Source organism: Haliscomenobacter sp. (assembly GCF_040403615.1).
Classification (GTDB): Bacteria; Bacteroidota; Bacteroidia; order Chitinophagales; family Saprospiraceae; genus Haliscomenobacter.
The window spans coordinates 1-22,118 of the sequence record NZ_JBBAKG010000015.1 but is presented as its reverse complement, the minus strand read 5'-3'; the positions used below and the strand labels follow the sequence as shown (position 1 = coordinate 22,118).

Below are 22,118 nucleotides of genomic sequence, written 5' to 3'. Positions count from 1 at the left end.
GTAAAATCTAGTGCTTCACCTTGACCAGCTTTACCGCTTCATAAGCATTGCGGCCATCCAAAAATTGGGCGAAATAAACCCCTGGCGTCAGGTGGGCAATATTGATTTCGTGCAAATTGGTACCCACCCGAATGTCGAGCATCTGTTCAAATACCATGCGGCCACTGGCATCGTTGAGGCGCAAGGTCAGTTTTTCAGAAAAATCAGATCGAACAAATAAGCTCAGTTTTTCCTCCATGGGTTGAGGAAAGAAGCGATAGGAAAATTTGCTTTTATTCAACAGATCGAGGGGAGTTGGATCAGAAAAAAGCTGAGACTTGGGTACGGGTGCTTTATCCGATACTGGGGTACTCCACCACAAACGCACTTCCGCTTCGCCACCGGCTTCAAAATATTCCATTTTTATCCGGTATCGTTTTCCTACTTCGAGCCGCACAGGCTGGGAAATTACTTCGGTAACCGGTTGGTAGTTCCAGTTGTCTACGATAAGCTTATTGTCGATCCAGAGTCGGATTCCGTCATCGGTAGGCAAGTGAAAATAATAATCTTCGGTAAAGATGGGTTCCAGCTCTCCCAGCCAACGTACCGCGAAGTTGTTGTTATTAATTCGACCTAAAGCCGGAGACCCTATGCCCCAATTGAAATTTACGGTTGTATCAATGCGGATGACGACAGGTTGGGTATCGAAAATTTTGCCATTCAACAAGGCATCAGCTTCTCCTTGGAAGTAAAGTGCCCGCAAGCCATTGCCTTTGCCAATGTTTAAGGATTCTTCGGTATATTCGGCGGTCAAGCTCGGGATTTCACCAGCGAAAAATGTCACCAGGGGTTGGTCTGAATTGATTTCTTTCCAGCGTTTGAAATGCAAGATTTTGGTGCCCTGAAAAACTGCTTTTGGCGCGGTGATGACCCTCAATATTCCCTGCACACTGTTTACCTCAATAGGAGCAGGCGAATTGCTGCCATCGATGTTTACTTCTATTCCCGCTGGTAAAGTTTTCACCGCAAAGGAAGTTCTGCGCGGAAGCACGTTGACAAACTCGGTTTTGGCCAATCCCTCTTTGTCTTTCGCCGTGCAATAGATTCGATAGTAAACCGTAACGGCGGTTTCTCCAGAGCGGGGAACGACAAAATAATTCTTGAGCGCGGCTTCTTCGGGACTAATGGCTGGATGTATATGATCATCATGGTGGAAATCAATTTTCCATTGCAAAGTGGAAGGATCGATGAGGCCATCTTCCAAATCAGTGGCACTTGCTTTGTAATAAATGGTGTCTCCTGCCGAAAATCGTTGAACAGATGAAGGTGCTGAAAAAAGGATGCTTGGTCGGGTATTGGGCGTTACCGTGAGGGTGGCAGAGCGGGTTACAACCTTTCCTTTGCCATTGCTGATTTCGCAGTAATATTTGCTGCCATTATCGGCCAATTGGGCATTGAGAATGCGTAAAATGGCATCGGTAGCACCCGGAAGCAATTGGTTTCCTTTGTACCATTGGTACTTCAAGGTTGCATCGCCAGAAGCTCCGGTGGTGAAAAAGGCATCTTCACGGATGGCAACCAGGGTAGACTTTGGCTGAATCGAAACGATCGGGCTGCCATCTCCCCGGTATTCGATTTTCCACAGTTGTCCGTCGCCCGCGCTGGTATTGTCGTATACCGAGCCACCACGGTTGGTTCCTCTGGTAAGGTAGTACAAATTGCCATCAGTCCCCAGGCGGATGGATACAGGACGCTGAGTACCCGTTAAAAAAGTTTCTTCTACTTTTCCGGTTGTGGGGTTCAAAAGCCTGATTTGTGCCTGGCAATATTCTCCAAAAAAGTATTTGCCTTTGTATTTATCGGGAAAAGTGGTGGTAGTTGGATTAAAAAATGCACCGCCAACGATGGCACAACCCTCCTGGTGAGAGTATGCATGCAGTGGATCGCGGTAGTTGTTGGGTTGCACTTCGTTGTGGCGCAAACCTTCAATCAGCGGCCAACCGTGATTGCTGCCACGCCCCACTTCGTTGATTTCTTCCCACAAAGAATTGCCTACATCGTTGACAAACAATTTTCCGCTCACTGTATCTATTGCAAAAGTAAACGGATTGCGAAAACCCAGTGCCCAAACGGGTGACTTCACCGTGGTTCCAGGCACCATGAAAGGATTATCGGCTGGAATGCTTCCATCTGCATTGATGCGCAAGACTTTTCCTGAGGTCGAACTCAGATTCTGAGCCAGATTTCCGTTGCTGCCGTCTCCAACCGCGATGTACAATTTGCCATCTTTGCCAAAAGCCATTCCGCCGCCATTGTGGATTGCCCCCGCCAAGGGTTCGAATTCGATTAAAATTTTCTCACTATTGGGAATGGCGGTATTGCCGTTGGCAGTAAATCGACTGAGGCGATTGCGGTTGTTTCCCGGTACGGTATAATAAACGTAGAAGTAACTGTTGGTTTCGAAATTTGGATCAAAGGTCAATCCGCTGAGTCCTCTTTCATTGAAATTGTCCACTTTGATGCTCAAGAAGGGAGCGGCTTGCAAATTGCCGTCTACAAAAAGGCGGATCTTTCCATTTTTTTCGGTGATGAATATGCGACCGTCGGGCGCGATGGACATGGAAGTGGGGTCCAATTCGTCGGCCAATTGGGTTTGGATGAAACCCTTTGGGAGTTCTTGTCCGGATAAGTAATGACTCAAAACGATCAGCAAGGTGACCAGCAAGCAATGTAGATGGAATCCAAGTTTCATAGGATTGGTAGTTAGTCGGCTTTAAAAATGCAAAAGAATTCATTGGTAAAATAAAAATGCAATTTCTTGAAAAACGCATAGAAAAGAAGCGCAAATTCGATAATTGTCGAGTGCGAGCAGAATTTACGCAATAACTGTCGATTTTGAGTCTGGAAATGGAAGGGAAGCCTTGAAAAATTAACTAGCTTTGCTTAGGAACGCTTAAATGTATACCGCTAATGACACCTTCCGCTACCAGACAACGCTTGTATTCATTGGATGCCCTACGGGGTTTTGACATGTTTTGGATCATGGGTGCCGAAGAGATCGTGCACAACCTGGCCAAAGCTTCGGGGTCTCCTTTTTGGGAAGCCGCCGCCAATCAGCTAACCCACCCCGAGTGGAATGGATTTCATTTGTATGATTTGATTTTTCCGCTCTTTTTGTTCCTCGCTGGTGTGGCCACGCCTTACTCAGTAGGTAGGGAATTGGAGCAAGGAAAACCCACACAACAGTTGCTGCTGCGCGTGATTCGGCGGGGTTTGGTACTGGTATTGTTGGGTATCATTTACAACAATGGCCTGGAATTTCGTCCATTGGCAGATATCCGCTTCCCCAGCGTATTGGGCCGCATCGGGTTGGCTTATATGTTTGCCAACATCATTTATTTGTACACCAAACAAACAGGGCAAATCATCTGGTTTTGTGCATTGCTCATTGGATACTGGCTTTTGCTGACCTTCACTGCTGCTCCAGGATTTGCCATGGGAGACCTCACGATGGAAGGCAACTTTGCATCGTACATCGATCGCATGATCATTCCTGGCAAATTGCATTTGGGCATCCATGACCCAGAAGGACTGATGAGTACCATTCCGGCCATTGGTACCGCATTACTGGGCATTTATGCAGGTAATCTTTTGAAAAACAGCCCCCTCAGCCAACAAAGAAAAACCCTCCAATTGGCCATCATGGGGATTGCATTTTTAGTGTTGGCTCAACTCTGGAATTTGATTTTTCCCATCAACAAAAACCTGTGGACGAGTTCTTTTGTGTTGCAAGTTGGCGGCCTTAGCCTCTTGTTGTTGTCCATTTTTTATTATGTGATTGATGTGCTGGGCTACCGCAGTTGGGCATTTTTCTTTGCGGTAATCGGCATGAACTCTATTTTGATTTACCTTTCTGAAGCGTTTATTGATTTTCATTTTACCACTGAAGCACTATTCAAATGGTTGATTCAATTGTTTAGTGAGCCTTACAAACTGGTCATTGCCTCCTTGATGTTTGTGTTGGTCAAATGGGGCTTTTTGTATTTCTTGTACTTGAAAAAGACATTTTTGAGGGTATAGAGCATGTCTAAAACATAAAAAAAGGGCGACAATCCCGGATTGTCGCCCCCAATAATCGAGTATATATTGCGCAAATGCTTAAAGTGCAAATGCTGCTTTTACTTTGTCTACGTGATCCAATTTCTCCCAGGTAAAGGTTTCCACTTCGAGCTCTACGAATTGGCCAGTTGCATCGCGCAATTGCACCTTTTTGATTTCAGGAGTACGTCCCATGTGGCCGTACGCTGCCGTATCAGAGTAAATCGGGGTGCGCAGCTTCAAGCGAGTTTCGATGGCGTATGGACGCAGGTCAAAAATCTCGTTTACTTTCAACGCAATCTCTCCGTCGCTCAGGTTTACTTTGGCAGTACCGTAAGTATTGACATAGATGTTGGTTGGTTTGGCTACACCAATGGCATAAGAAACCTGTACCAAAATTTCATCACAAACACCAGCAGCAACCAGGTTCTTGGCGATATGGCGCGTAGCATAAGCTGCGGAACGGTCTACTTTGGATGGATCTTTTCCTGAAAATGCACCACCACCGTGCGCTCCACGACCACCGTAAGTATCTACGATGATTTTACGGCCAGTCAAACCAGTGTCGCCGTGAGGGCCACCGATTACGAACTTGCCCGTTGGGTTGATGTGGTAAGTGATTTCATCATTGAACAAACCTTGCAAACGCTCAGGCAGTTGATCCTTAACACGTGGAACCAAAATGCGAATGATGTCTTCGCGGATGCGGTTCAACATGGTTGCATCTTCTGCAAAATCATCGTGCTGGGTAGATACCACAATCGTATCAATACGAATAGGCTGATGGTCGTCAGAGTATTCGATGGTTACCTGGCTTTTTGCATCAGGACGCAGGTAAGGCATCAAATCAGGACGGGTTTTGCGGATAAAAGCCAATTCCAACAAAATGCGGTGTGCCAAATCCAAAGGCAATGGCATGTAATTGTCGGTTTCGTTGGTGGCATAACCGAACATCATGCCTTGGTCTCCCGCACCTTGATCTTCTGGATTAGCGCGTTCAACTCCCTGGTTGATGTCAGGAGATTGCTCATGAATAGCCGATAGGATACCACAAGAGTTGGCTTCAAACATGTATTCCGACTTGGTGTAGCCAATGCGACGAATGACATCGCGCGCAATCGACTGCACATCGAGGTATACTTTTGACTTAACTTCACCTGCAAGCACTACCTGACCTGTGGTTACCAGCGTTTCGCAAGCAACTTTAGAACTGGAGTCAAATGCCAGGAAATGGTCAATCAACGCATCGGAGATTTGATCGGCGATCTTGTCCGGATGCCCTTCAGATACTGATTCAGAAGTGAATAAATAAGGCATGGTCTTGATAATTATTGTAGATAATGCTTACGGAAATAAACCTCTTCGTGTGTCCCTTTCCGCTAAAACGGTGCAAAAATAGGAATTGTCTGGATAAAAAGAAAATAACGTACATTCGCCGAAGAATTCAATAGCTATTTTCGACGATACGATCGGCAAATATAAGCAATTATGTTACATTTTCGCGGAGATGAATACTTTATGCAAGAGGCCCTAAAAGAAGCTCAAGCTGCTTTTGATGAAGGGGAAATTCCAGTAGGCGCAGTGATTGTCTGCGAAAATCGCATCATCGCTCGCGGCCACAATACCACGGAAAAGTTATTGGATGTAACCGCGCACGCCGAAATCCTATCCATTACAGCAGCTTCCAATTACCTCAACAGCAAGTACTTGCCTGATTGTACGCTGTATGTTACTTTGGAGCCTTGTAACATGTGTGCCGGAGCAATTTTTTGGGCGCAAATGGGTCGATTGGTTTATGGCGCCGGAGACGACAAGCGCGGCTTCATGCGCATTGGCAAAGAATTGCTGCACCCCAAAACTACTTTGGAGTATGGGGTGCTGAACGAAGAGTGCAGTCAATTGTTGAAAGCATTCTTCCAGAAAATCCGCTAACGAAAAATTCTTGCTGCTGCTATTTGATATCGCAAGTCAAAAACTGCTTGCTTACACTCTTCAGTTCAAAAATGTTTAACATTGTGGGGAACCATGATCAAGTCATGATAAATGGCTGTTTAGGCTAACAGCACATCAAAGTTGTCGTGCAAAGGGATTCACACTTTTCCAAAAACGACGAACCTCAAAAACTTGGTGTGTAGACTGTTGAATCAAGATAAATAAAAAGAAATGACAATTGAAATTGGCAGTTTTTGTATTTTACCTTCATTCCGTAAACAGATAACGCTCAATTATGCGCAAAAACAATGTGTCTCAACTATTGCTGCTTGGAGTATTGGCCTTCAACCTGGGCTGTTCCCAAAACAATCAAATCATTCCCACCGAAGAAGTAGTGGGTGAATTAGCTGCAAAAACGCCAAGGGTAGTGACTTACCTGACCGGAAATGCCGCCGATGTGACTCCCACCCCTACCCCTGGCCTGGTACTGATGGGTGGTAGCACCGATGTAGACGCAGCCATTGCCTGGTTGCTGACCCGCAGTGGTGGGGGAGACATCGTGGTCATTCGTTCCTCCGGCGCGGATGGCTACAACCAGTACATGTTTAACATGGTGCCCGTCAACTCTGTCGAAACCATCATCATCGATAGCCGGGCGAAGGCGGACTTGGCTAGTGTGACCGATAAAATTCGGGCTGCCGAGGCACTTTTCATCGCAGGTGGCGACCAGTGGAATTATGTGAATTATTGGAAAAACTCAGCCACCGAAACGGCGATCAATTACCTGCTGAATACCAAAGGGGCACCCGTTGGAGGGACGAGTGCGGGATTGGCCGTTTTAGGCTCCGCTTACTACAGCGCCCAAACGGGTAGTGCAACCACTGCTCAAGCCCTCGCTAATCCATACAACAGTCTTGTGACGCTGGGGCAAAACGACTTTCTTGCTGCCACCCACTTACAAAATACCATCACCGATTCACACTATACCCAGCGCGACCGTCAGGGGAGGCACATCACCTTTATGGCGCGTTTGATGAAAGATTTTGGCTACACCACGGTAAAAGGAATTGGTGTAGATGAACAAACGGCGGTGTGCATCGACCAAAATGGCATTGGCAAAGTATATGGACTCAACCATGCTTATTTTTTGAAAAATGTCAACCTCGGGCCGGAAACCTGTGTAAGTGGCAGCCCCTTGATCTGGAACCGCAGTGGGCAGGCGGTACAAGCTTACAAAATTCAGGGCAATGCTACCGGGAATGGTTCTTTTGATGCCACCAATTGGACTTTTAGTGGTGGAAACTCCTATTTTTACTACGTGAATAATGGGGTCTTGTTTTAATTCAACGCCAAGGCTATCCAAGGTGGACCAATATCATAACACCCATTATTCAGGATTCTGAATTGCTTATGTGCTGGTTTGGCGCAATGGCCGCCCTGATCATTATTTTGCCCACTACTTAGACATTTAATTACTTTATCTCGCAAGTCAAAAACTGCTTGCTTCCACTCTTCAGTTCAATAAATCCTTCCAGGGTATCTCCTACCTGCACAGGACCAACCCCTGCGGGCGTACCCGTGTAGATGATATCTCCCATCTGCAATTTGAAAAACTTGGAGACGTACACGATGATGTCTTCAAAAGAAAAAATCACATCGGCAGTGTCACCTTGCTGTACCGTTTGCCCATTCTTTTTGAGTTCAAAGCGGATGGATTTTGGATCTTCCACCTCGCTCAACGCAACAAAATCACTCAATACCCCTGAGCCATCAAAGCCTTTGGCAATTTCCCAGGGCAAGCCTTTGGCTTTGCATTTGGCCTGGATATCGCGGGCAGTGAAGTCAATGCCAAAGGCGATTTCATTGTAGTATTCGTGGGCAAATTCTGGCTGTACATGGCGGCCATTTTTGCACACTTTCAATACAATTTCTCCTTCGTAATGCAGATCCTTGGTGAATTCTGGATAATAAAATGGTTTATCACCAACCAGCAGTGCAGAAGGTGGTTTCATGAAAACCACCGGATCTTCGGGTACGGCGTTGTTGAGTTCTTTGGCGTGTTCGGCGTAGTTGCGCCCGATGCAGATGATCTTCATTGGTAGAATTTTTTGGGGTTTCAGGATTTCTGAGTTGCATTGTTCCACCGCCACCACCGCCACCGGCACTTCGGCTTCGCTCAGTGACCGGTGGCGGTGGCGGCGGTGGAACAATGCAACTCAGAGACCTTGAAACCTTAATATTTGACGTTCAACAGCCCTGCCAAATCCTTTACCTCTCTCAGGGTTTGTTGGGCTCGGCGGCGAATTTGTTCTGAAGAAGCTTTGATTTCTTCTTTGACTTCTTTTTTGCGGGTATTGAGTTCAGCGCGTTGGTTGCGGGCAGTTTCTGATACTTCTACCAGTGCTTCTGCTACTGCTTCTTTGAGCGGGGCATATTTTAGGTTGCCTCCGTCATAGTCTGCTTTTAGGGCAGCATAGGCATCCAACTTTCCGCAAGCTTTCAGCAATTCAAACAGGTTTTTGACCCCAGGACTCATCTCTGACCCCGTATTCTCTCCTGTATCGGTTACGGCTGAACGTACCTGTTTACGGATTTTGTCGCTATCTGCAAAAAGACTGATGTAGTGCTTTTCGCCAGCACTTTTGCTCATTTTGCGGGTTGGATCGGCAGTAGACGTGATTTTGGTAAATTCGGTGTACAAAGGCTCTGGCATCACCAGGTACTCTTTGCCCACCTGGTTGTTGTAGCGCTGAACGATGTTGCGGGCCAATTCCAGGTGTTGTTCCTGGTCTTTGCCAACCGGTACATAATCGGCGCGGTAAATGCAAATATCTGCCGCCTGCAAAACGGGGTAGTCCAGCAACCCAGCAGAAATGAAGCCATCTTCGCCTTCCGAAGAAGTGGCACTTTTATCTTTGAACTGGGTCATGCGCGACAACTGGCCATAAGAAGCAAAGCAGTTGAAAATCCAGCACAATTCAGTGTGTTCAGGAACTAGCGACTGAATGAACAAATTATTGGGCGCAATCCCTACTGCCATGAGGTTGAAGATCAATTCCCAGGTGTTTTCGCGCAATTTGATGGGGTTGTAAGGCATGGTCATGGCGTGGTAATCCACTACGCCATATACACATTCATACTCGGCCTGCAAGTCTACCCAATTCTTTACGGCACCGAAATAGTTGCCAAAATGCATGTCCCCAGTGGGCTGAATGCAAGAGAGTACGCGTTTTTTATCGCTCATTGTTGCTGGATCGTGATTAGTCAAAAGCGGCTATTACGGAAATTTCTATATTGCCACCTTTGGGCAAGGCAGTTACCTGAACCAATTCGCGGGCAGGTGCGGTAGCTTCGTCAAAATAAGTGGCATATACGGCGTTGATGCGCGCAAAATTGTTGATGTCGGTAACAAAAACGGATACTTTGACCACGTCTTTAAAAGAAAGTCCCGCTTCTTCCAAAATGGCCTGGACGTTGCTCATCACCTGAGTCGTTTCCGCCTCGATGGTTTCGGTGATCAATGCACCAGAGACCGGATCAAGTGCAATTTGGCCTGAAGCGTAAAGCGTATCATTGTGGATGATGGCCTGGTTGTAAGGGCCTACAGGCGCAGGTGCTTTATCGGTTTTGATGATTTTTTTCATGAATATAAGTTGAAGGGTTGAAAAGGTTGAAAAGTTGTGGGCAACGCAAATTTTGGTATTCCTGTTACTAGGTGCAAAATATTGCATTGCCTCCAACTTTTCAACACTTCATCTTTAAACTTTTTAACAAGAAAAGCTCCGCATCAAATCAATTGATGGGAGCTGTTTTATTGTTGTCTCTATAACCTTTCAGGGCGAAGATGCTTATTGTTGCTCTTCTTCCTGCTCTTGTTCTTTCGACTGAATAAACATCTTGCCGCGGTAGAACATGTTACCTTCCGCGTCGAAATATGCGCGGTGCATCAGGTGTTTTTCACCTGTAGTTTTACAAGTAGCCACGTTCGGCGTAACCGCTTTGAAGTGCGTTCTACGCTTATGCTTCCTCTGCTTCGAACCTCTACTCTTGGGATGTGCCATCGTTCCAAAATTTATCGGGAATCAATCCCGTTCGTTAGTGTTGTTAATATCCAAGTCTTTGAGGGCGCTCCAGATCGGATTTTCATCTATTTCTGGTTCATCCTGTACATCGGCAATTTCTACCAGGTTTTTGCTCAAAATATCGAGCATTTCCATGTTGCATTGCCGGTTATTGTCTGCTACACAATCGTAAGTTCGGGTCATCGGAATCGCCAGAACTATGAATTCATAGGCTAAAGTACCTACATTCAACTCTGAAGATTCGGGATGAATGTAAATAACCTCGGGATCTTCCACTTCATTTTCTTCACTCAATTTGACAATCAACATTTGTTGATCCCCAATGGGAAGGTCGATTTCAGCGAGACACCTGTCGCAATCCGTGCGAACTGTACCCGAAAAATCAAAATGGAGTACAAAGAGCGTTGGTTGTTTATCCAAGATTACTTTTAGAGAAAGTTTTCCCTCTTGCACCGGAGATTCCGGAAACTCGGCAAAAAACTCTGCTCCAATTTCATACTGGAACTCATGTATCCCGTCGCGCAAACCCTTGATTGGTAAGGAAAAAGGTGTGAGCCCGTTCATTGTTAAAGAACTTTTGTCAAAAGTGTCCGCAAAGATAAGTCTTTTTATAAAAAAAACAACTGGAAATAAACTTAATCTTGGATTAACACTTTGGCGATGGAGTTGGGCGTTTGTCATTTGAGTTTTAGGGTTGGATGCTGTGATCAGGTATAGTTGCCCCCTAAAAGCTCATTGCCCTAAAAACCAATAAGTAAACAATTTATCCATGAAACCTATTGCCATTCGGCCGCTCCTGTTCTTATCGCTTTTTTTTATGAAATTAGTTTGGATCAATGCCCAAACCCGCTTAGAACCTGGCGATTTGGCCATTATTCAGGTAAACGCCAACAATAACTTGTGTAGCGGAACGGCGGCGGATCGCATCAGTTTCATTTGCTTCAAAGACATCACGGCTGGTACCACCATTGATATTACCGACAATGGTTGGGAAAGGGCTATGCCTGGAAAATGGGGCAATTCTGAAGGTTTTTTACGAGCAACCCGCAGTGGTTCACCCATTCCTGCTGGTACCGTAATCACGTTTGAATTTCCACCGATAGGCTCTAATCCATACCGCGCTTTGTTACCAGATGCGAATTGGAGTTTTGCAACCCAAGGAAGCATCAACTCAGTTAACCTCAATTCGGGTGGCGATCAATTTTATTTTATGCAAGGCGGAAGATGGAATCAGGGAACTAGTTCAGTTGGAAACTTTAGCCACGATGCGACCTACAACGGAGGTCGGATTCTGTTTGGATTCAATACCAAAACCCAATGGCTCAACAATAACGATCCGCAAGATTCCAAACTCCATCCTGATGTAGCCAATTGTTTCAATATGGCACCTACTGGCAATGCGACCGATTTTATAGCTTACGTTGGTGCAATGAGCAGTACGACCCAATTGGAATGGATTTCCCGCATTGCAAATCCGAACAATTGGAGAACTTTTGCCGGATGTGCTGCATTACCCATTATTCCAACCAGTATCCCCATTGCCAGTAGCGGGATTGGGATGCGTTGTACAACTTGCCAGGGGTGCGATACTATAAATGAGGTTTTAAAATTAAGCCTTCCACCAACGGGAGGGCCATTTATTCTGGAATACAGCGATGGATTAGACACCTTTAAGGTCAACAATGTTCAAAACAATGATTCAATTGCCATTAAAGTAGGAGAGACCAGTACCTTCTTTATCGTATCCGTTACTGATGCGAAAGGATGTCCAATTTATTCCAATTTTGATCGTCCGGTTACTGTAACAGTTACCACGGGAGTAAGTATTCAACCCATTGTAGATCCAGTAGTAGCCTGTATGGGTGCGGGCCAGCAAGCAACTTTTTCATTGACCGCTCTGGAAGGTCAAATTCGCGGCAACACGGGATTGGTTGTGCAATGGTACCGGGATAGAACCCTGCGGGACACCATTAAAAACCCGGATCAATTTGTTTCAGGGAATGCGACCATCTTTGCCATTACCACCGACGGCATATGCCGCAGTCAAGCCACCTCAATTGTATTGCAAATGGCTACTGCGCCCAAACTCACTACTACTGCTGGCGATACTGTTTGTGGCGGAATTTGCGCCCGCTTGCCTTTGTCTTTAGAAGGGAAAGCACCGTTCATTCTGGGGTACATTGTTAATGAAGGAGGCAGTATTGTCCCATCCGGCTTGGTAACCAACAACAACCAGGATACCCTGGTTTTTTGTCCTACGCGCTCGGGCAAAGCCAATATTTTATTTACCTCTATCATCGATGGCAATGGCTGTCCTGCTTTGATTGACATACAGGCCAATGTATTTAGTCAGGATTCGGATACATTCAACATTGTTCGCAACCTGTGTCAGGGTGAACAATTGATTGTAAATGGAACGGTGTACGACGAAAATCGACCACAGGGTCTGGAATTTCTCACCACTTCATTTGGGTGTGACAGTATTGTTTCGGTCAATCTAAGCTTTACCCCTAAGCCAAATGGCAGCATCAGCGGCGATACCACCATTTGTGGCGGAGGTGCAGGGCGACTTAAGTTTCAATTGAGTGGTGCAGCTGTTTTCAATTTGACCATCACCAATGGCAGAGATACCATTCCGTTCAACAATGTAAGCAATGGTACCGTACTCCCGGTAATTTTATCTACTACATCCACTTTCAAACTCCTTTCTATTCAATCTACAACCGGAGGCTGTATTACCAACCCCACCAATAGTACCGCAACCATTACCATCAGCGAACCGGTTGCTACTGCAAGGGCCAGCAGTAACTTTGGGCGATTCAACATCAGCTGCTTTGGAGCAAAAGACGGCAGCGCAAGGGTAGACATAAAAGGTGGAAAAGGGCCTTACCGGTATGCCTGGAACAACAATGCCAATACCCAAAGCATCAACAACCTAGGGCCAGGAGCATATCAGGTGGTGGTAACCGATAGCGCTGGTTGTCAAGCTATTCCTGTAAGTGTTGCCTTGACAGAACCCGATTCATTGCGGTTTCAGGTTGCGGTCGATTCGGCGGTTTGCCCCGGACAGGTCAATCAATTGCAAATTTTGAATGTCACCGGAGCAGGTGGGCCGTATGCCTATTCGCTGGATGGAGCAGCTTTTTCTACTATTTCTGGTACTTTAACATTGAAAGATCTTGCTTCTGGAACTAGAAATTTGCGCCTGCGAGATGGCAACAATTGCATTGCCGAACGCAACATCCGAATTTCTAATACTGCAGAACTGAGTTTGGAACTGGGCCCCAATCAAAGCATTTTCGCTGGGGATAGCGTGATCATCAAACCTCAACTCAACTTCACTCCTGTTTCGGTAAACTGGCAACCAGGCACGGATTTTAAACCCTTGGATGTTGCTTCGATCATTGCGCGCCCTTCGGTTACGACAACCTATCAACTCATTGCCAAGAGCGCAAATGGCTGTGTACTCAAAGACATTCTTACCGTAGTAGTAGAAAAACGCTTGCGTATTTTTGCTCCGAATGTATTTAGTCCAAATGGAGACAACCTGAATGATCGGTTTACCATTTATTATGGATCTGAGGTGGCGCAAATCAGTAGCTTACGCATTTTTGACCGCTGGGGAGCAATGGTTTTTTCGGGTGAAAACCTTGGCGCAGACGAAAACAGTGGCTGGGATGGTTTTATCAAGGACAAACAAGCTCCGATTGGGTTATATGTTTTCATGGCAGAAGCGAAACTGAAAACTGGAAAAATAGAAATAGTCAAAGGTTCATTGACTTTAGTGCGCTAAGGATTAACTTTGGCAAAACAAGCAGATTCATGGCCAATTCATTTTTCCCCAGTGTTCAATCTTATTATGAAGGTACCCGCTGGGACTACCGTTGGGTCTGGGGTGTACGCAATACCTATGCGCTTCACTTTGGGTATTATGACGAGCAGGCAACCCACCATGTTGCCGCAGTGGCCAATATGAACAAAGTAATGGCGGAGTTGGTACACATTCAACCCGGAGAAAAAGTGCTGGATGCGGGTTGCGGTGTAGGTGGTTCAAGCATCTGGCTGGCCAAGCAACTCAACTGTCAGGTTGTGGGCATTACTCCTGTTGAAAGTCAAGTCAGGGATGCTCAAAGCAATGCAGACAAACAGGGCGTTGCAGCGCAAACCGCTTTCCATTTGGCGGATTACCGCAAAACCTCCTTTGAAAATGCGAGCTTTAATGTGGTTTGGGCCTTGGAGAGTGTATGCCATGCCGAGCAAAAAATAGACTTTTACCGCGAGGCTTTTCGATTGCTAAAGCCAGGTGGTCGCCTCGTGATGGCCGATACCTTTAGAAACAAGCGACCTTATACGGAAGCAGACGAACAGCAATTGCGCAGTTGGCTCAACTGTTGGGCGATTCCAGATCTGGATACTGCGGTTGAACATGAAGCCCATGCCGCAGCAGTAGGGATGGTCGATTTCACCTTTAGAGACATTACCCAGCATACCATGCGCTCCATCCTCAACATCAAAGAACATGGTGACAAATGGCGTTGGGCCGCTACTTTTTTGAACAAAGTGGGTATCGTCTCCGATGTGCAGGTCAGCAATCTTTGGGGAACGATTCACCAATACGATGCACTGCAAAAAAATCTGTGGTGCTATGGTTTATTGAGTGCCAGAAAACCTGAGTAACGCGCTATTGCAAGACTGGCTCATCCAAGTATTCTGACATTGCTGGTTCATTTTTAGCCAATTCCTCCTGCAATTGCCGAGAGGTTTTTCGGCTTCCATCGTGGCTCCATCCCGGAGGACCAAAAACGTAACCAATCTTTTGGTTCCAGGGCAAATCTTTGTGCATTACAAAAACATCCTGCCAAATGGCAATGTACTCGTGGAAGATCACCTTCAACCAGCCCTGATTGTCGGCAGGCTTGGTAAGCCCGTAATGAATGGGCTCATCGTCCGTTTCTTCTTCGTAAGTCCCAAACATTTTGTCCCAGATGATCAGGAGCATGCCGATGTTTTTATCGAGGTAACGCACATTGGAAGCATGGTGTACCCGGTGATGTGAGGGAGTAACAAACAACCACTCGTAAACCGGGATATTGCGTACGGCGTGCGTATGCACCAAAATGCCGTAAATCTGGGTGATTGAAAAAGCCAGAAACAGGTCTTTGGCTTCAAATCCGAGGAGGGGAAGGGGTAGGTAAAACACGAAACGATAAATCGGCTCCAGCACCGAGGAGCGAAAGCCTACCGAAAAATTGAACTGATCCGAAGAGTGGTGGGTAACGTGTACTGCCCAAAAGAACCGGCAAGTATGCTCTAATCGGTGGATCCAGTAAAAACAAAAATCCTGGCCAATCATCAACAAAATCCAGTACCAAACTGGATTCTCAATTTGCAAGAGTTTGTAGCGGTAAACGTAATCCAAAGCAAAATAAGTAGGGATGCGCCGGGTAAGGGCATCAATTCCCATCTGGCAAACAGTAAGGTAGACATTGGTAAACGTGTCGCGCCAGGTGTACACTGGTTTTTCCAGTCGATTGCTGAGGTACATTTCAACCAAGATCAGCATGGCGCATATGGGCGTAGTAAGGGCTACCAGTCCCAATTCTTTAAAATTAGTGGTTAGAATCTCCATAAAGGTCGCTGGGTGGTGACGGAGTGATTATAGCCAGCAAAGTTAAGGGATGGACTTGGGGTTTGCAAGTCAAAACCTATTTGTGTCCTCCAGATAGCCTAACTACAGGAATGTCTATTGCAAGGGTAGCGCCAATGCGGTAACCGCGCTGATCGTCCAAGGAAATGCCTTGGGTATTGACTTTGCGCAGATTCGGCCCCAGTTGCCCACCAATGCTTAAGCTCAGCGGTGCTGCTTTTGAAAACCCGAAAACCACATACGCACCTGGAGCAAGGATGTTGCTCCAGGTCAATTGAGGTACATCCGCCGATTGTGAATCGCCCAGGCGAAAAGCTGCCAATGCCCCCACATCGACGATCGGAAGGAAAAGCCCCACGCTGCCATTGCCTTTTTTGTTGCCAAAACTGAGGTCGAAACCCAATGGTGCCCAAGGGGCCAGCAAGCCTTTTGCCTCTCGCTTTTTGCCAATGCCTTGTCCCAAATATTCCACACCTCCGTATAGCCCACCGTAGGCATTGATCATCAAGGAGAAAGTGCTGTTTTTTTTCATCGCAGCACTTCCTGGAGGGAGTGCGATGCGCTCAATGGCATAGGCAACTTCATCGGAGTTTTGGGCTTCAGCTACGGCTGCCATGAAGCTGCCATAGCGCCAGAAATAGGAGGAAAAAGAAGGCTGTACAGCAACTGTATCTCCAGGCTTTGGGTTTTTTCTTTTGTTCTTCAGCAAGTGCCAGGAGAGAGTATCTACCACGTTTCCTACATTGATTACCGCTGAACTATACGCTTTGCTGCGCAAGTGCATGTTCAATTCAAAGAGCTGACGAACCACGAAAAAAAGCTTGTTCTCTTCGGTAGTTTGAGATCCTGCAATCAGATTTTTGATTTTCAGTCCAGCTTTAAAAGCGCCAAAAGTACCATCAAACAATTGGTAATACGCAGCTACTTTACTGCTTTTGTCGCTGGATTTCAATGCGCTAATTTCCTTGATTTCTTTGATGGCAGCAGTGGTTTGTTGCAAATCCGACACCAGGCTGTTGAGGGCATTTTTAAATTGCTCCAGTTTTGGCACTTCTGCTTTGACGGAACCCAACACGGCTTTGAAGCCGACACTCTGTTGTTGAGGATCGGAAAAATTGATTTTCCCTCCTTTTTGGTACAGCAACCCCAGGATTAGATCGCGGGTAATCGGGTCATTCATTGCCCGGTACATTTTATCAGGTGCTACCCAGGTCACTTCCGCTGGCCCTTCTTCCCGTAAAGAGCGGGTTGCGGGATAAACTTGTACGGCTTCTACCAACAGTTGCGTGGTGCGGAAAACCGCCGAAAGGTTGGCAACCTTGCGGTATTCGTTGCCATCTCCCCTGGTTTCTTCCAGTCGGGTATACATTTGAGTTTGGTCAGAGGCCAGGTAAGCCAGGGATTCCTGAATGTTGAATCCATCCAAAAACAACTGTGAAACCTGGAGCAAATCGGCCATCCAAAGCCTTTCTCCTGAACGCAAGCGCGAACGATCAGCCAGAACGAGTTCCCGCAATCCCGTGGGCAGCCGTTCTAAATCCTTGATGAAATGGTTGCGGAGTTGATCGATGTAACGGTCAAAAAAATAAACTTCCGTATCGATCCGACGCAGCAAAAAACCTGTAGATGGAAAAAGCGTATCCAATACAGGCAACTTGTCGAGATCTGCTTTGAATTTGCGAAAAAAAGCATTGGTCAACTCCTGTTTCGTACGCGCAGCAATGAATTTGGCCAATCCATCGGCAAAATAAGTGACCACCGAAGAGGGTGCTTTCGCGGCTCCGGCTGCATCGCCCAAAAGGCGAAAATTGGCATTGGGCACTCTTTCGGTAGAAAAGAAAATATTGTCCTCAAAAGCAAGTTCAAGGTTGGGTTGATCCGTATATTTTGCCAGGATATCCGCTACTTTTTGGGCATCATCGGGCGGGACATTGAGTAAAGCCAGGCGATTTCCACTGGGGCCAAAATAGGGTTTGAGTGCCATCGCATCGTCAATCAAGGATTGAGCATTCCCAAAAAAAGCAAACAGACATCCAATTGCGATAAAACTTAGTTGTTTCATGGGGATAAGTTTTAGGTGAGGTCGTTTTGTTTGTTTAGAAGCAGCGTCAATTTGGGGTGGCTGCCAGCAGTATCAACTGGTTTGCAAACCTTACTGAGTAGCGCAACCATGTCTTCCCGACTGCGCGGTACATAGTTGTCTTTCTCGGTTGCTTTAAGGTGCGCCAAGGCCAGTGCGGCTAATCCGGCAGTAGCATAAGTCGCAAAACTTGTCGATGAATCTTTGGTTTCAACTGCGCCAGACTCGCCACTTACCTGGGCTTTGAAATTGTCCCAGAAAAAATGCATGCCCATATCCTGATTCAATTTTTCAAACAGCTCCAGTTCAGGAACATAGCCACAATTGATGCCGTGGGGGGACCAGGTGGGGAAATATTTAGCGGATAAGGATTCCCCTTCTACAAACATATGGTAGTTTTTGACCGAACAGAACAAGAGCGCTTTGCTAGTTGCGAAATTCTCAACTACTTGATCTGCCACTATTTTGGTTAAGTTGAAATCCAGCAATTTCATCCGGCTATAGGTCAGTGCTGCAACCACAATGTCAACATTCAACTGTTTGGCAATCTTCAGGCCATTTAAAAAATCAGGAGCTTGAAACAATTCAAAAGGAGACCCAGGTACTTTCCGAGAAACCTTGATGACAAATATTTCAGCAGCAGGAGCAATGCCTTTGAATGCACCATCGATTAATCCGCTGATGATGCTCAAGCAGGGGGTGCCGTGATCGGTGTTGTCGGTTTTTTGCTCAGAAACATCGTCATTGCCCCCAAAAAGGATGCGGTCTCCTGGGAGGGTAGCATTGTAGCGGTGTCCAAGGGCTTTGCCAAAATGTTTAAACGCTGGATTATCGAGATTAAGGCCGCTGTCTAATACCGCAATTTTGACGCCTTTACCTTGGGTATCTAGCCATTCTGGTGGTATTGCGGATTTTAGCGCTTCCTGCCAATCGAATTGAGCCATAATGTATTTTGATTTTAGGTTTTAGGTTTTTTTAGTTTAAGCTTACGAAGTTCATCGATTTTAGTTGCAGATATAATGCGATTTTGTGACAAAAACAAGGTTATGGCCATGCTTTTGCAGGTATTCTTAACTTTGCTGGCTCAAATTTGCTAAAAAAAATGATTTACGCCTGTTTAGCTGCCTTGATGGCGGGTTTTGTGGATGCGATAGTAGGGGGTGGCGGCTTGATTCAGGCACCAGCTATGTTTATTCTTTTCCCCAGTTTTCCAGTGCCCCGCATCATCGGCACCAATCGGTTTGCTTCCTTTATGGGTACCGCGGTGGCTGCCTGGCAATACTCGCGTAAAGTAGACGTGCCTTGGCGCACAGTGTTGTTCGGTGGGGTAGGAGCGGGGGCGATGTCGTTTTTGGGTGCGCGTTTTTCCAGTATGATCAGTTCCGATCTGCTGAAGCCCATTATATTGGTATTAATGGTGGCAATTGCGATATACACTTACCTCAAAAAAGATTTGGGTCACCAGGAACAGTTTAGGGTTGCAGCCTATCTGATTCCCGCTTATGGTTTATTGATTGGCATCACTTGTGGTTTTTACAATGGACTGGTGGGCCCGGGTACAGGAAGCTTATTGGTGTTTGGTTTTGTCAGCTTGATTGGGTACAATTTTTTGACGGGATCGGCCATTTCCAAATTCATCAATGTTGTAGCTGATGTCTTTTCACTGATTTTTTTCTTGTGGCACGGCTACGTAACCTTTGAAATCGCCATTCCCATGATGTTGTGCAACATGGTTGGTTCTTTCCTGGGCAGCCGCACGGCTATCTTGCGCGGCAATGGCTTCGTCCGAATGTTTTTTCTGTGCGTGATTGGAGCACTGTTGTTGCGGTTTGGATGGGATGTGTTTTGGGGATTGCAGCGATAGATTATTCAATTAACAGACATTCTAAATTTCGCAAACTCTTTTTCTAAATTGATTTCTTCATTTGACATCACTTGATCATAAAATCCATTGAAATCACTTGGGCTTAAGCGATAAGCAAAAACGGCCTCTTGAGCCTCTTTGATCCGGGAAGCAAATTCATCGGCAGGAATTGCATGAACATTCTTGACCTGGACGGATATTTCCAGATCTAAGCCTTTAAATGCCATTTTGATTGCTTCCAAAACCTTATTGTTTAACTCGGTTTCATTTAATTCTAGGATGGCTTTCATGTCTGATAGATTCAATTTGAACACAACTTGATTTGAACACAACTTGCTAATATTAAGCAATTTTTTAATTGTTTAGCACCCCGCCTTCGGCGAGGCAACAAAACAAATTCTTAGCCACAAATTACACAAATTTCCACAAATTGAGACACGAACTCCGTTCGTGAAGGGAGCACAAACGCAAGTTTGTGTCTCAATTTGTGAAAATTTGTGAAATTTGGTGCGCCACGAGGCGTGCGGTAAACATAAACAAAAACCTATGTGGATGCAAGAGCCACACAAGCCAAGATGCCGATCAGCTTGAAGGAGGTGCGATTGTTTTGGAGGAAACGAAAGAACAAAAGCTCGCACTAACGGGAGAGATAAGCTGCATTAGTTAGGCCTCGTTACACTTATGGTAGTGGTCAGTCTGCCAGATTGGATGAAACCTGCTACTCCAATGGAAGCATCGGCAAAGTGCACAAAGGGGACTACCCGGGGTAAAATAGTGTTGCGTGTTTCTCAAAGGTGCCGCATGAACGTGGGATACCCTAACGAAGAGGCAGTCTAGCCAAGTCGAGGGAGTCGGAGATGCCCATATTAGTATTGATCCCCGAAAAGGTAAAAGCGGGAGGAGCGAAGGGGCATTACTATGAATAAAACTTACAAAAATGGAAGACCAGTCAAAATTGAGAAATAAGTATCAGGAGAAAGACGGAGCGGAAGGACAATTGCCACTATTCGGGAAGAAGAAATGGGAGATGAGCGACGCGGAAAGGGTACTTTCGTTACAAAGCAAGTTATACCAAAAAGCCAAGCAGGACAAGGGGTATAAGTTTTACGTGCTGTACGACAAGGTATATCAAAAACATATGATGATGGTAGCCTGGAAGGCAGTCAAGGCGAACCAAGGCTCACCCGGCATAGACGGCATCAGCATAAGTGATATAGAAGCTCAAGGCGTATCGGAATATCTGGAAAAACTAGGGGAAGAACTACGGACGAAAAGCTATCGAGCGCAAGCAGTAAAACGGGTAATGATCCCGAAAGCGAATGGAGGAGAGCGTCCGCTGGGGATACCGACAGTTAAAGACCGGATAGTACAGACGGCATGTAAACAACTAATAGAACCCATATTTGAAGCGGACTTTGAGGAAAGTTCGTATGGCTTCCGCCCAGAACGGAGTTCAGCGGATGCACTAAAGGCGATCAAGGGACATCTACAGGAAGGAAAAAGTGAAGTACTGGATGCGGATTTAAGTAAATACTTTGACACGATACCACACGATAAACTATTGATTGCGCTAAAAGAGCGGATCAGTGATCCTAGACTATTGGACTTAATCCATCAATGGCTGAAAGCGCCGATATACGAGGATGGAGGGTTTAAAGGTGGAAAGAAGAACAAAGTAGGCACACCGCAAGGAGGGGTGATCTCACCCTTACTGGCCAATATCTACCTAAACCTACTAGATCGGATCGTGAACAATCCAAAGAGTCTGTTCCACGAAAATGGAGTGAAGATAGTACGGTATGCAGATGACTTTGTGCTGATGGGCAAACAGATGGGAGACCAAATAAAGGAGAAACTGACAAGCTTGTTGAGTCGCATGGGACTAAGCATAAATGCTGAAAAAACCCGAACGGTGGAGGCAAAGCGAGAGAGTTTTGACTTTTTGGGATTTACAATCCGGTACGACAAGGATCTATGGGATAGTAACAAACGATACTGGAACATCATCCCAAGTCGAAAATCGGAACAAAAGATCCGAGACAAGATCAAGGCCTATCTTGAAGCACATGGTCATTACAATGGACAGCAAGTAAGCGAAGACCTGAATAAACTACTGCGAGGATGGCTAAACTACTTTGACATCAAAGGGGTGAGCTATCCAGCGATAAGCAAAAGACGGTTGCGGCATTACCTGCAAGAACGACTGAACCGTTACTATAACCGCAAGAGCCAAAGGAAATGTAGGCTTTATAGACAAAAAGCCTTTGAGGCATTAGTCGAAAAGTATGGACTAATTGACCCGACGAAATACAGTTCTGGAGGAGTTCGCCTGTGAAAGCCAATGAAGAAGTTCATAGGAAAGCCGTATGCGGGAAAACCGCACGTACGGATTGACGAGGGGGAGAAGCGGCAACGCCGCTTCTCTCTACTCTACTG

General features: G+C 46.0%; 18 protein-coding genes. 7 read left to right on the top strand and 11 right to left on the bottom strand.

What is annotated here, in order from left to right; translation table 11 throughout:
* Window positions 1–7: 7 nt before the first annotated feature.
* Window positions 8–2,731: a PQQ-dependent sugar dehydrogenase gene (locus ABW391_RS07015; protein ID WP_353481131.1), complete on the bottom strand. Its 2,724-nt coding sequence runs from the start codon at window positions 2,729–2,731 to the stop codon at window positions 8–10.
* A 218-nt stretch (window positions 2,732–2,949) separates the two neighbouring features.
* Between ABW391_RS07015 and ABW391_RS07010 the strand changes: the two genes are divergently transcribed.
* Entirely contained in the window at window positions 2,950–4,059 is a 1,110-nt protein-coding gene (locus tag ABW391_RS07010) for an acyltransferase family protein (protein ID WP_353481130.1), read from the top strand.
* 78 nt (window positions 4,060–4,137) lie between these two features.
* Here the strand turns inward: ABW391_RS07010 and metK are convergent, their stop codons facing one another.
* Window positions 4,138–5,394, bottom strand: coding sequence for a methionine adenosyltransferase (gene metK / locus ABW391_RS07005; protein WP_353481129.1), 1,257 nt, complete (start codon window positions 5,392–5,394; stop codon window positions 4,138–4,140).
* Window positions 5,395–5,565: 171 nt separating this feature from the next.
* Between metK and ABW391_RS07000 the strand changes: the two genes are divergently transcribed.
* The gene (locus ABW391_RS07000; RefSeq protein WP_353481128.1) at window positions 5,566–6,009 is read left to right on the top strand and encodes a nucleoside deaminase; all 444 of its coding nucleotides are present in this window, start codon (window positions 5,566–5,568) and stop codon (window positions 6,007–6,009) included.
* 295 nt (window positions 6,010–6,304) lie between these two features.
* Window positions 6,305–7,351: a cyanophycinase gene (locus ABW391_RS06995; RefSeq protein WP_353481127.1), complete on the top strand. Its 1,047-nt coding sequence runs from the start codon at window positions 6,305–6,307 to the stop codon at window positions 7,349–7,351.
* A gap of 130 nt (window positions 7,352–7,481) precedes the next feature.
* Here the strand turns inward: ABW391_RS06995 and ABW391_RS06990 are convergent, their stop codons facing one another.
* The 5 genes from ABW391_RS06990 to ABW391_RS06970 all read right to left on the bottom strand — a co-directional run bounded on the left by ABW391_RS06990 (window position 7,482) and on the right by ABW391_RS06970 (window position 10,655).
* Window positions 7,482–8,105, bottom strand: a complete 624-nt coding sequence (locus tag ABW391_RS06990; RefSeq protein WP_353481126.1) for a fumarylacetoacetate hydrolase family protein — start codon at window positions 8,103–8,105, stop codon at window positions 7,482–7,484.
* A 137-nt stretch (window positions 8,106–8,242) separates the two neighbouring features.
* Complete coding sequence (gene trpS / locus ABW391_RS06985; RefSeq protein WP_353481125.1) at window positions 8,243–9,253, bottom strand: tryptophan--tRNA ligase; 1,011 nt, start codon at window positions 9,251–9,253, stop codon at window positions 8,243–8,245.
* Between the two features lie 16 nt (window positions 9,254–9,269).
* Window positions 9,270–9,653 carry a Rid family detoxifying hydrolase gene (locus ABW391_RS06980; RefSeq protein ID WP_353481124.1) on the bottom strand — a complete coding sequence of 128 codons (384 nt, stop codon included), beginning with the start codon at window positions 9,651–9,653 and terminating at the stop codon, window positions 9,270–9,272.
* Between the two features lie 204 nt (window positions 9,654–9,857).
* Entirely contained in the window at window positions 9,858–10,070 is a 213-nt protein-coding gene (rpmF, locus tag ABW391_RS06975; protein WP_353481123.1) for a 50S ribosomal protein L32, read from the bottom strand.
* Between the two features lie 21 nt (window positions 10,071–10,091).
* Entirely contained in the window at window positions 10,092–10,655 is a 564-nt protein-coding gene (locus ABW391_RS06970) for a YceD family protein (RefSeq protein WP_353481122.1), read from the bottom strand.
* Between the two features lie 253 nt (window positions 10,656–10,908).
* Here ABW391_RS06970 and ABW391_RS06965 point away from each other — a divergent pair, with 253 nt between their 5' ends.
* Complete coding sequence (locus ABW391_RS06965; RefSeq protein ID WP_353481121.1) at window positions 10,909–13,884, top strand: T9SS type B sorting domain-containing protein; 2,976 nt, start codon at window positions 10,909–10,911, stop codon at window positions 13,882–13,884.
* 29 nt (window positions 13,885–13,913) lie between these two features.
* Window positions 13,914–14,768 (top strand): SAM-dependent methyltransferase, encoded by an 855-nt coding sequence (locus ABW391_RS06960; protein WP_353481120.1) that lies wholly within the window; start codon window positions 13,914–13,916, stop codon window positions 14,766–14,768.
* Window positions 14,769–14,772: 4 nt separating this feature from the next.
* Here ABW391_RS06960 and ABW391_RS06955 read toward each other — a convergent pair whose 3' ends face one another.
* The 3 genes from ABW391_RS06955 to ABW391_RS06945 form a co-directional block, all read right to left on the bottom strand.
* Window positions 14,773–15,720, bottom strand: coding sequence for a sterol desaturase family protein (locus ABW391_RS06955; RefSeq protein WP_353481119.1), 948 nt, complete (start codon window positions 15,718–15,720; stop codon window positions 14,773–14,775).
* Window positions 15,721–15,796: 76 nt separating this feature from the next.
* Window positions 15,797–17,800 (bottom strand): hypothetical protein, encoded by a 2,004-nt coding sequence (locus tag ABW391_RS06950; protein ID WP_353481118.1) that lies wholly within the window; start codon window positions 17,798–17,800, stop codon window positions 15,797–15,799.
* Window positions 17,801–17,811: 11 nt separating this feature from the next.
* Complete coding sequence (locus tag ABW391_RS06945) at window positions 17,812–18,762, bottom strand: S8 family serine peptidase (protein WP_353481117.1); 951 nt, start codon at window positions 18,760–18,762, stop codon at window positions 17,812–17,814.
* Window positions 18,763–18,920: 158 nt separating this feature from the next.
* On the opposite strand from ABW391_RS06945, the gene ABW391_RS06940 reads away from it, so the two are divergent.
* Window positions 18,921–19,682, top strand: a complete 762-nt coding sequence (locus ABW391_RS06940; RefSeq protein WP_353481116.1) for a sulfite exporter TauE/SafE family protein — start codon at window positions 18,921–18,923, stop codon at window positions 19,680–19,682.
* Between the two features lie 5 nt (window positions 19,683–19,687).
* Here ABW391_RS06940 and ABW391_RS06935 read toward each other — a convergent pair whose 3' ends face one another.
* The gene (locus tag ABW391_RS06935; RefSeq protein WP_353481115.1) at window positions 19,688–19,972 is read right to left on the bottom strand and encodes a hypothetical protein; all 285 of its coding nucleotides are present in this window, start codon (window positions 19,970–19,972) and stop codon (window positions 19,688–19,690) included.
* 647 nt (window positions 19,973–20,619) lie between these two features.
* On the opposite strand from ABW391_RS06935, the gene ltrA reads away from it, so the two are divergent.
* Window positions 20,620–22,017 carry a group II intron reverse transcriptase/maturase gene (gene ltrA, locus ABW391_RS06930; protein WP_353481114.1) on the top strand — a complete coding sequence of 466 codons (1,398 nt, stop codon included), beginning with the start codon at window positions 20,620–20,622 and terminating at the stop codon, window positions 22,015–22,017.
* The last annotated feature ends 101 nt before the right edge of the window (window positions 22,018–22,118 follow it).

Excerpts from the sequence above, each read along its gene's own strand:
- ABW391_RS07015 (WP_353481131.1), bottom strand. The coding sequence starts at position 2,731 with ATGAAACTTGGATTCCATCTACATTGCTTGCTGGTCACCTTGCTGATC.
- ABW391_RS07010 (WP_353481130.1), top strand. The coding sequence starts at position 2,950 with ATGACACCTTCCGCTACCAGACAACGCTTGTATTCATTGGATGCCCTA.
- metK (WP_353481129.1), bottom strand. The coding sequence starts at position 5,394 with ATGCCTTATTTATTCACTTCTGAATCAGTATCTGAAGGGCATCCGGAC.
- ABW391_RS07000 (WP_353481128.1), top strand. The coding sequence starts at position 5,566 with ATGTTACATTTTCGCGGAGATGAATACTTTATGCAAGAGGCCCTAAAA.
- ABW391_RS06995 (WP_353481127.1), top strand. The coding sequence starts at position 6,305 with ATGCGCAAAAACAATGTGTCTCAACTATTGCTGCTTGGAGTATTGGCC.
- ABW391_RS06990 (WP_353481126.1), bottom strand. The coding sequence starts at position 8,105 with ATGAAGATCATCTGCATCGGGCGCAACTACGCCGAACACGCCAAAGAA.
- trpS (WP_353481125.1), bottom strand. The coding sequence starts at position 9,253 with ATGAGCGATAAAAAACGCGTACTCTCTTGCATTCAGCCCACTGGGGAC.
- ABW391_RS06980 (WP_353481124.1), bottom strand. The coding sequence starts at position 9,653 with ATGAAAAAAATCATCAAAACCGATAAAGCACCTGCGCCTGTAGGCCCT.
- rpmF (WP_353481123.1), bottom strand. The coding sequence starts at position 10,070 with ATGGCACATCCCAAGAGTAGAGGTTCGAAGCAGAGGAAGCATAAGCGT.
- ABW391_RS06970 (WP_353481122.1), bottom strand. The coding sequence starts at position 10,655 with ATGAACGGGCTCACACCTTTTTCCTTACCAATCAAGGGTTTGCGCGAC.
- ABW391_RS06965 (WP_353481121.1), top strand. The coding sequence starts at position 10,909 with ATGAAATTAGTTTGGATCAATGCCCAAACCCGCTTAGAACCTGGCGAT.
- ABW391_RS06960 (WP_353481120.1), top strand. The coding sequence starts at position 13,914 with ATGGCCAATTCATTTTTCCCCAGTGTTCAATCTTATTATGAAGGTACC.
- ABW391_RS06955 (WP_353481119.1), bottom strand. The coding sequence starts at position 15,720 with ATGGAGATTCTAACCACTAATTTTAAAGAATTGGGACTGGTAGCCCTT.
- ABW391_RS06950 (WP_353481118.1), bottom strand. The coding sequence starts at position 17,800 with ATGAAACAACTAAGTTTTATCGCAATTGGATGTCTGTTTGCTTTTTTT.
- ABW391_RS06945 (WP_353481117.1), bottom strand. The coding sequence starts at position 18,762 with ATGGCTCAATTCGATTGGCAGGAAGCGCTAAAATCCGCAATACCACCA.
- ABW391_RS06940 (WP_353481116.1), top strand. The coding sequence starts at position 18,921 with ATGATTTACGCCTGTTTAGCTGCCTTGATGGCGGGTTTTGTGGATGCG.
- ABW391_RS06935 (WP_353481115.1), bottom strand. The coding sequence starts at position 19,972 with ATGAAAGCCATCCTAGAATTAAATGAAACCGAGTTAAACAATAAGGTT.
- ltrA (WP_353481114.1), top strand. The coding sequence starts at position 20,620 with ATGGAAGACCAGTCAAAATTGAGAAATAAGTATCAGGAGAAAGACGGA.